Source organism: Intrasporangium sp. (assembly GCF_036566125.1).
Taxonomy (GTDB): Bacteria; Actinomycetota; Actinomycetes; order Actinomycetales; family Dermatophilaceae; genus Intrasporangium.
Map to the genome: position 1 here is coordinate 1 of NZ_DATCWX010000294.1, position 14526 is coordinate 14526.

13 protein-coding genes are annotated in these 14526 nt (G+C 70.9%); 10 read left to right on the forward strand and 3 right to left on the reverse strand.

Annotated features, from left to right (window positions below; translation table 11 throughout):
- The 3 genes from VIR15_RS17630 to VIR15_RS17640 form a co-directional block, all read left to right on the forward strand.
- The coding region (locus VIR15_RS17630) for an HD-GYP domain-containing protein (protein WP_331930127.1) at positions 1 to 1257 on the forward strand (1257 nt) is incomplete at its 5' end.
- A 188-nt stretch (positions 1258 to 1445) separates the two neighbouring features.
- A complete protein-coding gene (locus tag VIR15_RS17635) occupies positions 1446 to 2615 on the forward strand; it encodes an NAD(P)-dependent malic enzyme (protein WP_331930129.1) in 1170 nt (389 codons plus the stop codon).
- Between the two features lie 111 nt (positions 2616 to 2726).
- Positions 2727 to 3698 (forward strand): zinc-binding dehydrogenase, encoded by a 972-nt coding sequence (locus VIR15_RS17640; RefSeq protein ID WP_331930131.1) that lies wholly within the window; start codon positions 2727 to 2729, stop codon positions 3696 to 3698.
- 72 nt (positions 3699 to 3770) lie between these two features.
- On the opposite strand, the gene VIR15_RS17645 is transcribed toward VIR15_RS17640, so the two are convergent.
- Positions 3771 to 4880 carry a coenzyme F420-0:L-glutamate ligase gene (locus tag VIR15_RS17645; RefSeq protein ID WP_331930133.1) on the reverse strand — a complete coding sequence of 370 codons (1110 nt, stop codon included), beginning with the start codon at positions 4878 to 4880 and terminating at the stop codon, positions 3771 to 3773.
- Complete coding sequence (gene cofD, locus VIR15_RS17650; RefSeq protein ID WP_331930135.1) at positions 4877 to 5881, reverse strand: 2-phospho-L-lactate transferase; 1005 nt, start codon at positions 5879 to 5881, stop codon at positions 4877 to 4879. Before cofD ends, VIR15_RS17645 begins: the two co-directional genes overlap by 4 nt.
- A gap of 250 nt (positions 5882 to 6131) precedes the next feature.
- On the opposite strand from cofD, the gene VIR15_RS17655 reads away from it, so the two are divergent.
- From VIR15_RS17655 to VIR15_RS17665, 3 genes are read left to right on the forward strand one after another with little or no spacing between them, the layout of a single operon-like run.
- On the forward strand, positions 6132 to 6398 hold the full coding sequence (locus tag VIR15_RS17655) for a WhiB family transcriptional regulator (protein WP_331930137.1): 267 nt from the start codon (positions 6132 to 6134) through the stop codon (positions 6396 to 6398).
- 38 nt (positions 6399 to 6436) lie between these two features.
- Entirely contained in the window at positions 6437 to 9781 is a 3345-nt protein-coding gene (locus VIR15_RS17660; RefSeq protein WP_331930139.1) for a glycosyltransferase, read from the forward strand.
- Complete coding sequence (locus VIR15_RS17665) at positions 9778 to 11337, forward strand: DUF5719 family protein (RefSeq protein WP_331930141.1); 1560 nt, start codon at positions 9778 to 9780, stop codon at positions 11335 to 11337. Before VIR15_RS17660 ends, VIR15_RS17665 begins: the two co-directional genes overlap by 4 nt.
- Positions 11338 to 11503: 166 nt before the next feature.
- Here the strand turns inward: VIR15_RS17665 and VIR15_RS17670 are convergent, their stop codons facing one another.
- A complete protein-coding gene (locus VIR15_RS17670) occupies positions 11504 to 11839 on the reverse strand; it encodes a metallopeptidase family protein (protein ID WP_331930143.1) in 336 nt (111 codons plus the stop codon).
- Between the two features lie 181 nt (positions 11840 to 12020).
- Between VIR15_RS17670 and VIR15_RS17675 the strand changes: the two genes are divergently transcribed.
- From VIR15_RS17675 to VIR15_RS17690, 4 genes are all read left to right on the forward strand, one after another.
- The gene (locus VIR15_RS17675; RefSeq protein ID WP_331930145.1) at positions 12021 to 12452 is read left to right on the forward strand and encodes a DUF3499 domain-containing protein; all 432 of its coding nucleotides are present in this window, start codon (positions 12021 to 12023) and stop codon (positions 12450 to 12452) included.
- Positions 12453 to 12469: 17 nt separating this feature from the next.
- Positions 12470 to 13930, forward strand: coding sequence for a phosphomannomutase/phosphoglucomutase (locus VIR15_RS17680; protein WP_331930147.1), 1461 nt, complete (start codon positions 12470 to 12472; stop codon positions 13928 to 13930).
- Positions 13927 to 14133 carry a Trm112 family protein gene (locus tag VIR15_RS17685; RefSeq protein WP_331930149.1) on the forward strand — a complete coding sequence of 69 codons (207 nt, stop codon included), beginning with the start codon at positions 13927 to 13929 and terminating at the stop codon, positions 14131 to 14133. Before VIR15_RS17680 ends, VIR15_RS17685 begins: the two co-directional genes overlap by 4 nt.
- A gap of 5 nt (positions 14134 to 14138) precedes the next feature.
- The coding region (locus VIR15_RS17690) for a phosphoheptose isomerase family protein (protein ID WP_524538107.1) at positions 14139 to 14526 on the forward strand (388 nt) is incomplete at its 3' end.

A 14526-nucleotide genomic window follows, 5' to 3' on the forward strand; every position in this document is an offset into this window, starting at 1 on the left:
GCCGTCCTCATCGTGCTGTCCGCGGATTCTCCGGCCTGGGGCGACACGGGCACCGCGGCGCTCGTGGGAACGTTTGCCGCCGCCATCATCATCGGCGAGTGGTTCCAACTGGCCGGACCTCGCTTCCGAGGCTCCGCCCCCATCGCCACCGCTGCTGCGCTCGGCTTCGTGTTCGCTACCGAGCTGCCCGGCGACAGGGGTGTGTCCTACGGCTCGGTGTTCGTCCTCGCCGTGACTGCGATGGCGATGACGGTCGCGGGGCTCGCCAGGCACCTGATCGGGCGCCCGGTCAACCCGGTGGAGGCGGCCGGACGGTTCATCAGCATCGCCGTCGCCGCCCTGCTCTACCGCGGGATCCATCTCAGCCAGGCCCGAGGAGAGCCGATCAGGGACGACGGGCTGGAGCCGTGGCAGAGCGCGGTGCTCATGCTCGCGATCGCTTTCGTCGGGCTCCTCGCTGACGCGTTCGTCACCACAACCGCACGTGCTGTGCTCCGCGCCGCGTGGTGGCAGACCTTCAAGGACGAGCTGCGGTCGAGCTTCGCCCTCTCCACGGCCCTCGCCGTGACCGGTGTGCTCATCGCCCTGGCGGTCCCGCCTCTGGGGGCTCCGGCAGTGCCGCTCTTCCTGTCACCGCTGGTGCTCACGCTCTTCGCATTCCGCCGATACGTCAGTATCCGGGCCACCTATCTGCAGAGCATCCGTACCCTTGCGCGGCTCACCGACGTCGCGGGCTACACCCCGTCGGGACACTCGGAGCGGGTCGCCGCGACCTCCGTCGCGGTGGGGCGGGAACTCGGCCTGTCGGAGCGGGAGCTGCTCGATCTCGAGTACGCCGCACTCCTGCACGACATCGGCCAGGTCGCCCTCGTCGACCCCATCCCCGGCGGCGCGACCGTCCTCGCAGCGCCTGCAGACCAGCGGCGCATCGGTGCCGACACGCTGGCCATCGTGCGCGAGACCGGCGTCCTCGACGACGTGGCGCAGATCCTGGAGCACCAGGCGACGCCCTATCGCCAGCTTCGTGAACTCGGTGAGGAGATCCCCCTCACGAGCCGGATCATCAAGGTGGTCAACGCCTACGAGGACCTGACCGAGGGGTCCCGAAGCCGGACGGCGCGGGACGCGGCGGTCGAGCGGATCTACCTCGGCCTCGGCTACGAGTACGACCCGCACGTGGTCGACGCACTCCTTCGCCACCTCGACGCAGCCCAGCCATCGCAAACGAGTGGCGCCGATCTCAGGCGACGCTTGTAGGTGACTCGTTCCACAACGATTTGCCGGCGTCACGTGTCGTCAGCACCATCCGTTGTGGCAGACTGTCGCCGTTCGGGTAATCCCCGTCTCGCATACTGCACCAGTGGCCAGACCCGCGGCCCTTGCCATTTCCGTCAGGGCGCGGTGCCCTGTCGATGCTCATCCCATGCGAACGAGGAGTTCCTCTCATGAGTGCGTTGCCCGTCAGCCAGCCCTTCGACGTGAACGACCCGGTGTTCCGGGCGCACGAGGGCGGCAAACTCGGGGTACACGCGACCTCGCCGCTGCGTGACGCTGAGGACCTGGCCCTGTTGTACACCCCGGGAGTGGCGGAGGTCTCCCGGGCGATCGCAGCCGACTCCGCCCTGGCCGCTCGCTACACGAGCAGGCGCAACACCGTCGCGGTCGTCACCGACGGCACCGCCGTCCTCGGCCTCGGAAATATTGGACCGCTCGCAGCGATGCCCGTGATGGAGGGCAAGGCGGTGCTCTTCAAGCACTTCGCGGACGTCGACGCCGTCCCGGTGTGCCTCGAGACCGGCACGGTGGACGAGCTCGTCGACGCGGTCGCGCGGATGGCGCCGACGTACGGCGGCATCAACCTCGAGGACATCTCGGCGCCGCGGTGCTTCGAGATCGAGCGTCGCCTCAAGGAGCGCCTGGACATCCCCGTCTTCCACGACGACCAGCACGGCACGGCGATCGTTGCCCTGGCCGCGCTGTACAACGCTGCGCGGGTCGTCGACAAGCGTCTCGAGGACCTCACCGTCGTCGTGTCCGGTGCAGGCGCCGCGGGTGTCGCCGTGTCATCCATCCTCGTCCGGGCTGGTGTCGGCGACGTCATCGTCGTGGACTCGTCGGGGATCATCGGCCCGGATCGAGTGGGCCTGCCCGACCACAAGGAGGCGCTCCGCGACACCACCAACCGGTCCGGCCGCACCGGCCTCCTCGGTGATGCGCTCGAGGGTTCGGACGTCTACATCGGCGTGTCGGGCGGGACGGTGCCTGAGAGTGACCTGATGCGGATGGCGCCGCGGGCGATCATCTTCGCGTTGGCCAACCCGGACCCCGAGGTCCACCCGTCCGTCGCGCACAAATTCGCCGAAGTCGTTGCGACAGGTCGGTCCGACTTCCCCAACCAGATCAACAACGTGCTCGCGTTCCCCGGCATCTTCCGGGGGGCTCTCGACTCGGGCGTGGGCGCGATCACCGAGGAGATGAAGCTGGCGGCCGCCCGTGCGATCGCCGACCTCGTCGACGAGCCGGCCGCAGACCTCGTCGTGCCGAGCGTGTTCGACGACCGCGTCGCCAAGCGTGTGGCGGAGGCGGTCTCGGGCCTCGCCGTCCGCTGTGGCTGAAGCACCCCATCAGGTCGTATGCCGCTGGGCCCGGTTCACCGGGCCCAGCGCGGTCCCAGTCCTCCCGCCCCCGCTCGGGCCCGCTGGTGGCCCGGTCGTTAGGGTGCAGTCATGCTCGCTGTCTACGCCGCCAGCCAGTCGACCACCGACCCGCTCTCCGGGCTCGTCGTCGGGGAGCGACCGGACCCGCAGCCGGGCGAGGGCTGGGCCAGGGTGCGGCTGCGCACCGCAGGACTGAACCATCACGACGTCTGGTCGCTCCGGGGCGTCGGGCTGCCCGCGGAGCGACTGCCCATGGTGCTCGGCTGTGACGGGGCCGGGGTCGACGAGGAGGGCAATGAGGTCATCGTCCACGCGGTCGTCGCGTCGGACGGATGGCAGGGCGACGAGACCCTCGACCCGAAGCGCACCCTCCTTTCCGAGCTGCACGACGGCACCCTCGCCGAGTACGTCCTCGTGCCGCGCGGCAACCTCGTTCCCAAGCCGGCCGACCTCACGTGGGAGGCGGCGGCCTGCCTCTCGACGGCGTGGCTCACGGCCTACCGGATGCTCTTCACCAACTCCGGTGTCAAGCCCGGCGGCACGGTGCTCGTCCAAGGGGCTGGCGGCGGCGTCGCGACGGCGCTCATCCAGCTTGGCGCGTCCGCCGGCTACCGGATGTGGGCGACCTCGCGGGATGCGGCCAAGGCAGAGAAGGCCCAGTCCATCGGCGCGGACCGAGTGTTCGAGTCGGGGGAGCGGTTACCGGAGCGGGTCGATGCCGTGATGGAGACCGTCGGGGCAGCCACCTGGTCCCATTCGGTGAACTCGCTGCGCCCGGGCGGCACGATCGTCATCTCCGGGGCCACCTCGGGCGATGCGCCGGGAAAGGCGGAGCTGACGAAGATCTTCTTCAAGCAGCTGCGCGTGGTCGGCTCGACGATGGGCACTCGTGACGAGCTCGCACATCTGTCGCGCTTCATCGTGCAGCAGCGCATCGAGCCGGTCATCGATACCGTGCTGCCGCTCAGCGACGCCCGGGAGGGCTTCGCCCGCATGGTCGACGGCGACGTGTTCGGCAAGGTCGTCTTCACGGTCACCTGAGCAAGGCCTGGGCCAAGGGACGAGACGCGGATCATGCCCCACGGTCGTTCGCGTGATTGCCGGACCGTGCGGTCAGCGGGGTGCTTGACTGTGTCGGTCGGCAAATCCGGAGACCTCGACGACGACTGACAGGCCATCGGCGCTCGGCTGTCTCGGGGTCCCGCGCAACCACTCGCACCACAGTGCGGCCTCCAGTCTGGCCGTCAGCCGCCCGAGCTCGAAGGGCGTGTCAGCGCTCAGGGTGACCGACAGCTGTCCGAGGTCGGCGCTGCCCGAGTCGATCCCGTGAAGTGCGGCGCGTACCGCCCGCCCGACCGCGTCGAGGCGCGTGGAATCACGGTGCGACGCCGGCGGGATGCCGACGGCGTCCGCATCGGTCGTGCCGGGCTCGACACCCAGCGCCGCACGGACGGCCTCCACCCGTCCATAGCCGAACCAGTCGTCCGGTCCCGACCGGACGAGGTCGCGCCCGCGCACGGCAGCCGGGTCGTCGGTCTCCGGGACGAACGACCCGAGGCCGCGGACCACCGCTGCAGGAACGGCATGGACCTTGCCCTTGGCCAGGTCGGCAGCCGCGGCGATCTCGTCCGCGAGCGCACGCGTCGTGACCTCCAGGCGCCTGCCGTCAGCGTCCAGGCCGCCTCTGAGATCGTCAGTGGCGAGGACGCCGTGCACCCCGAGTGCGAAGTCGACCTGCCCGATGCGCCAGGGGCGGCCAGAGGTGTCGCTGAGGATGACGCCGACGCGGACTCCGTGGCGTCGGGCGAGCTCGTCCCTCAATCGCGCACACACTGCGTCGGGGTCGTGGGGGAGGAGCAGCCAGCCGCCGCGCTCGCCCGTGTTGGAGCCGTCGACGCCCGCCGCGGCCATGATCGGCCCCGCCTTGGCGCGGACGACGCGTGCGACCCGATCGGGGAGGGCCCGCTCGGCCACGACGTACTCGGTCTCGGCCGCAACGACCCGGTCCTTGTCGGGGTGATGCGTGACGAGCCCGAGCGACTTGCTCGCGATCTTGCTCGACACGACCACGATGTCGCCGTCGACGAGTCGCAGACCTGAGCGGATCAGCCCCGCGTCGACCACGTTGGCGAGGTCGTCGCCTTCGCGCACCTCTGGAATGCCGATGACCGGAGTCACCGTGACCGGTGCGCTCGGGGCGAGGGCCGGTTTCGACGTGCTCATTTCTGCAGCTCCGTCTGGTCCGGAGCCCCCGCGACACGCAGCGCGAGCGCCAATGCCGCGCCGGCGATGTCCGCTGCAGCGGCGACCGAGCTCATCAGGAGGGGCCGCGCGACCACGGCCAACCGAGACGAACCCGTGAGGTGCGCCATCGCATCCTCTGAGTCGACGAGCCAGCCGTCGAGGAAGTCCTGGTACAGACCCGCGATCGCCTCGCTCGTGGTGTCCACCCCGATGGTCCGCAGGCACACGTCCGCGTGGCCGCGGACGGGTCGCCCCCCGACGAGCGGAGAAACGCCCACGACGGGCGCGCGGGTGCCTCGCAGGGCATCACGGACGCCGGGGACTCCGAGGATGATCCCGATGGACACGACGGGGTTGCTCGGCGGCAGGAGGACGACGTCGGCTGAGCGGATGGCCTCGAGGACGCCGGGTGCCGCGGTTGCCGAGTCCAGTCCTGCGACCACGAACCGGTCGGCCTCGAGCGCCGCCTGATGACGTACCCACCACTCCTGGAAGTGGATGGCCACCTGGTCCCCGCCCTGGGTGACGACCACGTGGGTCTCCACCGGGGTGTCGGTCATGGGAAGGAGCGTCACGCCGTGGTCGCCCAGCCCCCAACGGGCCGCGAGTTGGGCAGTGACCGAGCTCAGCGGCATACCGCGTGCCAAGAGCTGCGAGCGGTAGATGTGTGTCGCGAAATCCTTGTCCCCCAAGGAGAACCACTGGGGCGTAGCCCCGAGCTCGGCCAGCTCTGCGGCCACGTGATGGGACTCGTCCGCCCGTCCCCATCCCTGTCCCTCGTGCACGCCGCCGCCCAGCGTGTAGAGGATGGTGTCGAGGTCAGGGCACACGCGTAGTCCGAAGAGCGTGATGTCGTCGCCGGTATTGCCGATGACGGTGACCTGAGGCTGCTCGTCCGGATAGTCGGCCCGAAGGTGGTGCACGAGTCCTCGAAGGAACCGGGCGCCGCCCACTCCGCCGGCCAGGGCTGTGATCCGCATGCCGCCGATCCTCTCAGGAGCGGTCGCCCAGTGCGTCAGCGGTTACGGAGCTGAGGCGCAGGCATTACCAGACCTCGCACCCGGCGGGCAAATATCACCATACGGCTTGACGTGGGGTGCATGACACGCTTGTAATTTCATTGTTGTACTTGCCAGTTGGCCCTACAGGCCAAGGCCTGTGGGGGGCAGCCGGCGAGACACGCAGGGATAAGGCAGTGCTGACAGAAGAAGTCAGGGTCGAGGAGGGGTCATGCACGAGCTGGTACTGGTGATATCTGATGTGGGCGGGCAGGAGGGCGAGCTCTCTTGGCAGGAGCGGTCGCTCTGCGCCCAGACCGATCCGGAGGCGTTCTTCCCTGAGAAGGGCGGCTCCACCCGTGAGGCCAAGAAAGTCTGCGTGGGCTGCGAAGTCCGCGCCGAGTGCCTCGAGTACGCCCTCGCCAACGATGAGCGTTTCGGCATCTGGGGCGGGCTCTCGGAGCGCGAACGCCGCAAGCTGAAGAAGCGCGCGGTCTGAGCATGCGGGCCGAGCCCGGGACCCGCAACGGTACCCGGGTGGAGGAGCACGCTGTGCCCGACGAGCTGAGCCGGGGCGCGACTCCCACGGCTGGCGCAGGGGCTGCCGCCTCGTCCGTCCCCCCCTCCATGGGACGAGCGGCCGACCCCCGCGCCTCCGTGAGCGCCCTGCTCATCGTGCGCAACGGTCGTCGCTGGTTGGCCGAATGCCTCGATGGCATTGCCACCCAGACCGTCCCGCCCGACCGACTGCTCATCGTCGACGTGGCGAGCACCGACACGTCCGTTGCCATGGCGCGCGCACACTCCGGCGTGCGGCAGGCGATCCCCGAGGTCACGGTCCTCCGGATCGACGAGCGGGTCCCCATCGGGCGGGCCATCGACCTCGGTGTCGCGCACCTCGGAGCGCCGTCGGGGCCAGCCGACGAGCACGCCACCCGGAATGGCTCGACGCCCGCACCGGCCCGGGCACCCGAGTGGCTCTGGGTGCTGCACGGCAACTCGAGGCCGTCGCCGACGACGCTGGCGCGCCTGCTCGAGGCGGTCCAGAAGTCGCCCTCGGCCGGTGTCGCGGGTCCCAAGATCGTCGACTGGGACGATCCACGCTTGCTCGTCTCGCTCGGCCTCCAGGCGACGCGGACCGGTCGCTGGATTCCCTCGCCGGAGCCCGGAGAGGCAGACCAGGGCCAGCACGACCAGCGGACGGACGTCCTCGCCGTGAGCACGAACGGCATGCTCCTGCGTCGCGATGTCCATACCGACCTGCGCGGTTTCGATCGGTCGTTCGAGAACGCCGGGGCCGATCTCGATCTGGGATGGCGCGCACAGCTCGCGGGATACCGCGTCATCGTCGTGCCGCGGGCGACCCTTCGAGAGTCGTACACGGGCGAGGAGGGGCTGGGCGGGGGATCCGACGAGCGGCACGGTGGGGCTCGTTTCACCACGTCCCACTGGCAGGCCCGACGCGCGGCTCGGCACGTAGCTCTGGCCAGGTGCTCGCTCGCGGCCCTTCCCCTGCTGTCGTTGTGGATCGTGCTCTCAGCAGTCGGTGCCGCGATCTTCCTCCTCCTCGCGAAACGGCCGCGAGCAGCCAGGCGCGAGCTCGGTGACGCGACCGCCGTCCTGCACCCTGTGTCGATCCTCGGAGCGCGGTGGCGGGGCCGCCGTACGAGACGCCTCGGTGGCGGGGACCTCCGGACCGTCTTCGTCTCACCCACTGAGGCAGCTCGCTCCACCTTGGACCGCATCCAGGACGTGGTGACACCCGAGCGGGCGCCGCGCGAGGTGGCGCCCACCACGGAGACGGGACCCATGGCCGACGAGGGGGAGTCAGTCAATGCTCTCCCGCCGGCGCTGCCCCAACGCATCGCGAGACACCCCGGCTTCCTGGCGGTGGTCACGATGCTCGTGATGACAGGCCTCGCATGGCGTGAAGCGATCGGGGCGGGCGCGTTGTCCCCGACCCGCACCGGCGTCGCCGGGGGGGAGCTGAGTCCTGTCGCCACGGACTCGTCGGGGCTCTGGCACGCGTATCGGGACTCGTGGCACGGTGCCGGGCTGGGCTCGAGCGGGGACACCAGCCCGCATCTGGCGATCCTGTCTGCGGTCACGTGGGTGGCCGAACTCGTGCCCGGAGTGGCGCAGAGCCGATCGAGTGCCGGTGTGACCATCGCGTGGCTGCTCTTCCTCGCACCAGTCCTCTCGGTGTGGTCGGCCTATCTCGCGGGGCGCGTCGTCACCCACTCGCGCGTGGCGCGGGCGGTCGTCGGGCTGGCCTGGGGGGCTTCGTCCGTGATGACGATGGCCGTCTCCGACGGTAGGGTGACTGCCGCGCTGGGACACGTCCTCGTCCCCCTCGTCCTCGCCGGCTTCGCCCTCGCGGCCCAGCGGCACGGCACCTACACGGCAACGTTCGCCACTGCCTTGGCCACCGCTCTGCTCGGCGCTCTCGTCCCACCCTTCCTCATCGTCTCCACGGCTGCGGCGCTCGGCCTGCTGCTCGTCGGACCGGGCACGCGCCGGTTGCGCGCGCTCGTGCTCCTCACCGTCCCGCCAGCCCTGCTGGGGCCGTGGGTCGGCAGCGCCGTCGAGGACTGGCGGCTGCTCCTCTCGGGCCCCGGCCTGCTGTCGACCGCGGCGCCGCCGGAGCCCTGGAGGATCCTCCTTGGCGAGGCAGGGCCAGCCGCGACCCCCGTTGCAGCGCCCCTGCTCGCCTCGCTTGTCGCGCTCGGAGCGCTGGGCTATGCGGTGCAGGGCAGGAGCCGTGCGGAGAGGGTCGGCCTGGGCGTCGCCAGTGTTCTGGCCGTTCTGGGACTCGCCGCGGCGCTCGGGTCCGCTCGCGTCATCGTCGGTTCGGCCGAGACCGGGGTGGGCCAGTCCGCGGCGGCCCACCCGTGGACGGGGATCGGGCTCGAACTCTGGATCGCAGGTCTCCTCATCGGCGTTCTCGTGGGCAGCCGCGTCGTCCGTCGAGGGCGGGAGGCAGGCTCTCCGCAGGGCGCCACAGCACGGCGCTGGCACGTCGTCGGCACGACGTGTCTGGCTGGGCTTGTCGTGGTTCCCGTCCTGGCCATGCTGGCTCACTGGGGGATATCCGGCACGGGGCGCACCCTGACGGTCGGTGAGGCGACGCTCCCGGCCGTGGCCGTCGAGCAGTCGGACGACCCGCTGAGCAATCGGCTGCTGCTCCTGCGCCCGTCGACCGAGGTGGTGGACTTCGTGCTGACCGGTCGGGAGCCAGGCGGCCTGCTGCGAGACCTCGATCGCCCCGCCACGGCGGACGACCGGCCCCTTGTCGATGCGGTGGCCCGTCTCGTCGGCGGCCGCTCGACCGACGTGCTCGACGCATCCGAGCTGGCGGACTGGGGCATCGGCTTCGTCCAGGCCAAGGCCGACAGCGGCGCCCCGCTGGCCCGCCGGCTCGACGCGACCCGAGGACTCACCCGGCTCGGCGCCAGCCAGCACGGGATGCTGTGGAAGGTCCAACCGCATTCCAGCGCCCAGGGTGTGACGCCGGTCGCCGCCCCGTCCAGAGCTCGGATCGTCGACGCCGATGGGCGGCTGATCGCCATCGTGCGTACCCACGGTCCGCACGCCGCTGCCGAGGAGAGGATCCCTACCGCCGCCGGTCCCCGACGTCTGGTCGTCGCCGAGCCGTCCGAGTGGGCCCGACACGGGGTGGTGGAGCTGGACGGCCGTCCCCTGCAGCCGGTGGCTGGGCAGAGCCAGCCCAGCTACGACCTGCCCCCGGCCGGTGGTCAGCTGCGCATCGACCTGACCGCGTACCAGCCGTGGTGGCGGCTTGCGCAGGGCATCGTGCTGACCTTCGTCGTGTTCATGGCCCTGCCCTTCGGCAACCGCCGGTCGAGGAGGTCGACGTCGTGAACGAGCCCAGTCGACAGGGCCCGTCGGCGGGCCTGCTCGCCACACCAGCTGTTCGGGGCGCCTGGGTCCGGAAGTGGACCCGCCTGATCCGCCCGGCTCTGATCGCCCTGGCAGCCGCTGGGCTCGCGGTCGGAGCGACCAGGACGGAGGGCACGGTTCAGCTCGCAGCCCCGACCGAACGCGCCGGCCTGCCGCAGACCTCACAGGTGCTCGTCGAGTCGGCGGCCCTCGTCTGCCCCGGTCAGCAACGCGTCGGCACGCAGGGCATGCGGGACGTGGTGGGGACCGTGCAGGTGACTGCTGCGGCCGCCCCCGAGGCTGCGCTCGCCGGCCTCCCGCGGGCAGCCCCTGACTCGGGAAAGGTCGCCCTGCTCGACCCATCGGGCCGCACCACGGCGTCGACCGACCAACGGTTCGAGTCCGTCGCCGGACCGGGCGAGGGGGATGCCCCCGTCGTCGTGAGCGGTGAGGGGGGCCTCGCGCCCGGTGTCGCCGCCACACAGAGCTGGTTGCACTCCGGTGACGACGATCGGGGCTTCGTCCTCACTCCCTGCCTCGAGCCGAGCGCGGACGTCTGGCTCATCGCGGGCGGTGGCGGTGCGTCCCGGACCGAGCGGGTCGTCATCACCAACCCCGGAGCCAATGCCGTCAGCGTGGTCGTGGAGGTCTTCGGCGCGGAGGGCCCTGTCGATGCCACTGACCGAACGGCCGTCTCGATTTCCCCTACGTCACGGTTGTCGATGTCGCTCGACGCCCTGGCACCTGACGAGCTGCGACCGGCCGTCCACGTCATCGCCACGGGCGGCGTCGTGTCCGCCGTGCTCAGCGACGCCTGGATCGATGGTGCAACCGCACGTGGTGCCGACGATGCCACCGCGGCAGCAGCGCCGTCGCGGGACCTCGTGGTCGCTGGTGTCGAGGCCGCTCCGTCGGGGGAGGGAGAGCTGGTCCTGCGCCTGGTCAACCCCGGGGACGCCGAGGGGCTTGCTCAGGTGACGGTTCTCACTGCGCGCGGCCCGGTGCAGCCGGCCGAGCTGCGGGCCGTCCGCGTCGGTGCCGGGTCGACGCTCGACGTGCCACTCACGTTGGCCGTGGGATCGAGCGGCCTGCGCATCACGTCGGACCGCCCCCTCACGGCAGCGGTCCTCTCCGACCGCCGGCAGGCGACGGGAGCTGACCGAGAGGGCGACTTCGGTTGGACCCCCGCCCTACCGCCCATCGCCATCAGCGGAGGTGTGGTCATCCCCGGTCCGATGCGGCCGGGCGAGACCAGGACCCTTCATCTGGTCGCCGGGCCCGCGGGGGGAGACGTCATCACGACGCTCGGCAGCGGCGATTCAGAGCGAAGGGTCAACACTCGGGTCTCGAAATGGACCGCGGCGAGCGTCCCGCTCGGCGCTGCGGACCGGATCTGGATCTCGACGACGGCCGGGGACGTCCGGGCAGCGGTCACCGTCGCGTTCAGCGACAAGGGTGTTCCGTACTACAGCGTCGTCCCGGTCCCGAGCGCACCGACGACAGAGACGGCCGTGCCGGTGCGTCAGGTCACCCGGTAGGCGGCTGCCCTTCGGGCCCGCCTGAGGACCATGTCGTATGCCGCTGGGCTCGGTCCCGTCCCCGGCGCCCGGTTCCAGCCCTACCGTCCCTTCAGTCCAGTGTGCAGTCGGCGCCGTTCCGAGGCCACGCCACGTGCACGCTCGACGGGAGGTGGGCGGCAGGCCGTCAATCGCCGAAGCCGGGGTCCAGCTCCTCAGGAGGAACGCCCAGCAGCCCGGCCACCTGCTCCGTGACGATGTCGGCCACGAGGGCTGCCACGTCGCGCGGGTCAGACACTCGCGTCTCGACCGGACGCCGATAGACCACGATGCGGGCCGGGCGACTGCCACTGGCCGGGAAGAGCCGCCCGAGCGGGACCTCGCGGTGCTCCCATGGTGCGGGCCCCCGCGGAACGTCCTCGACGGCGAACTCGACGGCGGGAAACGCCCTGCCACAGGTCGCCTCAAGACGAGCGGCGGCGTCGAGAACGTAGTCGTCGAAGCGATCCCGCCGACTCGACATCGCGGGAACGGGCGGCCAGGCCAAGGGCCCGCGCGGGCCACGGCCGTGGCGGTCCCGCCGGCGTGACCGGGCAGTCTGAGCCGGAACCTGCCGATGACTCGTGCTCACATCGACACTCTAGATCGGCTGCCTCGGCGTGGTGTGTCGTCGGGGCCGGTCGACCCGACTAGAGTCCACGATCGTGGGTCTCACACGTGGTTGCTCGAAGACCGGTTGCGCTCGCCCCGCCGTCGCCACCCTGACCTACGCCTACGCAGACCGGGCCATCGTCCTGGGCCCGCTCGCCACCTACGCCGAACCCCACACGTATGACCTGTGTCGAGACCATGCCGAGCGGCTCACCGCACCCCGCGGCTGGAGCGTGGTGCGCGTCGGCGGGGAGTTCTCCGAGCCGGTCCTTGCTGCGGACGACCTGTTGGCGCTCGCCGATGCCGTGCGAGAGGCGGGACGGCCGGGGTCACATCGCCGTACGGCCAGGGCCGAGCGGACGGGGACCGGAGGTGACGAGGCGCCGCAGGGGCCGACCCCACGAGGTCAGGCCAGCGCGGAAGCAGGGTCCGGCATCGTCGAGGCCCGCCGGCGGGGGCACCTGCGCATGCTCAAGGACTCGTGACGACTAAGGTCGTCGCCGTGCCCGTACTCACCGACTTCGTCAAGGCCTACGACGTGCGTGGGCTCGTCCCCGAGCAGCTGTCGCCGGACGTGGCGCGCGCGCTCGGCACCGCGTTCGCCGAGGTCATCGCGATCCCGGACGGAAAGGATCGCGTCGTCATCGGGTACGACATGCGCCCGAGCTCACCGGACCTGTCGGGCGCCTTCGCGGACGGCATCAACGCGCGGGGCATCGACGTGACGCTCATCGGGCTCTGCTCGACGGATGGGCTCTACTACGCGAGCGGGGCGCTCGACCTGCCCGGTGCGATGTTCACCGCCAGCCACAACCCGGCCAAGTACAACGGGATCAAGCTGTGCCGCGCTGCCGCACAACCGGTCGGGCAGGACACGGGTCTGGGCGAGGTCCGCGACCTTGCGCAGTGGCTGCTCGACGGGCGCTCCGGGCTCCCCGCTCCCCGGAGCGCACGTGGCACCATCGAGATCCGCGACATGCTGGCGGACTACAGCGCCTTCCTTCGCAGCCTCGTCGATCTCAGCGGCTCCCGACCCCTCAAGATCGTGGTCGACGCCGCCAACGGCATGAGCGGTCTGACGGTGCCGGCCGTCCTCGGCACGGCTGCCGGTCTGCCGCCGCTCCCGCTGGAGATCGTGCCGCTGTACTTCGAGCTTGACGGCACCTTCCCTAACCATGAGGCCAACCCGCTCGATCCGGCGAACCTCGTGGACCTCCAGGAGGCCGTTCGGGTCCATGGCGCAGATCTGGGCCTGGCCTTCGACGGCGACGCCGACCGGTGCTTCGTCGTCGACGCCGACGGGAAGCCGGTGTCCCCGAGCGCGATCACCGGCCTGGTCGCTGCGCGTGAGATCAGCCGGGCGCGTGAGGCGGGCGAGCGTGACGTGGCCATCGTCCACAACGTCATCTCCAGCGCAGCAGTCGCCGAGGTCTGCCGCGAGCACCAGGCGACACCCGTCCGGACCCGGGTCGGTCACTCGTTCATCAAGGCGGAGATGGCCCGAGTCGGCGCGGTCTTCGGCGGGGAGCACTCGGCCCACTACTACTTCCGCGACTTCTGGTTCGCGGACACCGGCATGCTCGCGGCCCTCCACGTCCTCGCCGCCCTAGGCGAACAGGATCGCCCTCTCGATGAGATCGCCCGCAACTACGAGCGGTACGCCTCCTCAGGAGAGATCAATTCGACGGTCGAGGACCAGTCCAGCATCGTCGACAGGGTGCGCGCGTGGGCGGACGTGCGAAAAGCCGGCATCGACGAGCTGGACGGGCTCACCGTCACCGCCCCCGAGTCCACCAGCGAGATGTGGTGGTTCAACGTTCGCGCGTCCAACACGGAACCGCTGCTGCGGCTCAACGTCGAGGCGGGCGACCGTGAGACGATGATCCGGATCCGTGACGAGGTCCTCGGGCTCATCCGGGGCGGAGCCGCCCCAGCCCGTGACGAGGAGGAGCGGCCCGAATGAACAGCGACATCGGCGAGCAGAGAGAGACCATCGAGCCCTGGCTGCGGGAGATCCTGCGCTGCCCCCGCTGCAAAGGTGAACTGACCGATAGCCAGGGCCCTCAGGGACCCGAGCTCCATTGTCCCGTATGCCAACTGGCGTACCCCATCGATGACGGGGTGCCCGTCCTGCTCGTGGACCTCGCCCGCCCGACCGACACCTGAGCCACATGTTCGAAGAGTCCGGCCTCGATGACCTCGACGCCCTCGAACGCCTCGACGCCAGTGGCACGCTCCGCGCCTTGGCCGGCGCCGGCGCGAGTGTCCGCCGGGCCCTCGAGGCCTCCGCGAGCGCTGGGCTGGAACGGCTCAGCGATGTCGCGCCGAGAGGTGTCGTGGTCGCCGCGACGGGCGGGTCTGCATGTGTGGCAGAGCTGTTCGAGGCGGTGGCCCGCGAGGGTGGTGCGATCCCGGTGCAGAGCTGCACGAGCGCGCCGCTGCCCGGTTGGGTGGGGGCCCTCGACCTCGTCGTCGCAGTCTCGCAGTCGGGCCGGGCGGCCGGCCCCTTGGCGCTCGCGGCCGAGGCTGCTCGTCGCGGTGCGACGGTGCTGACCGTGG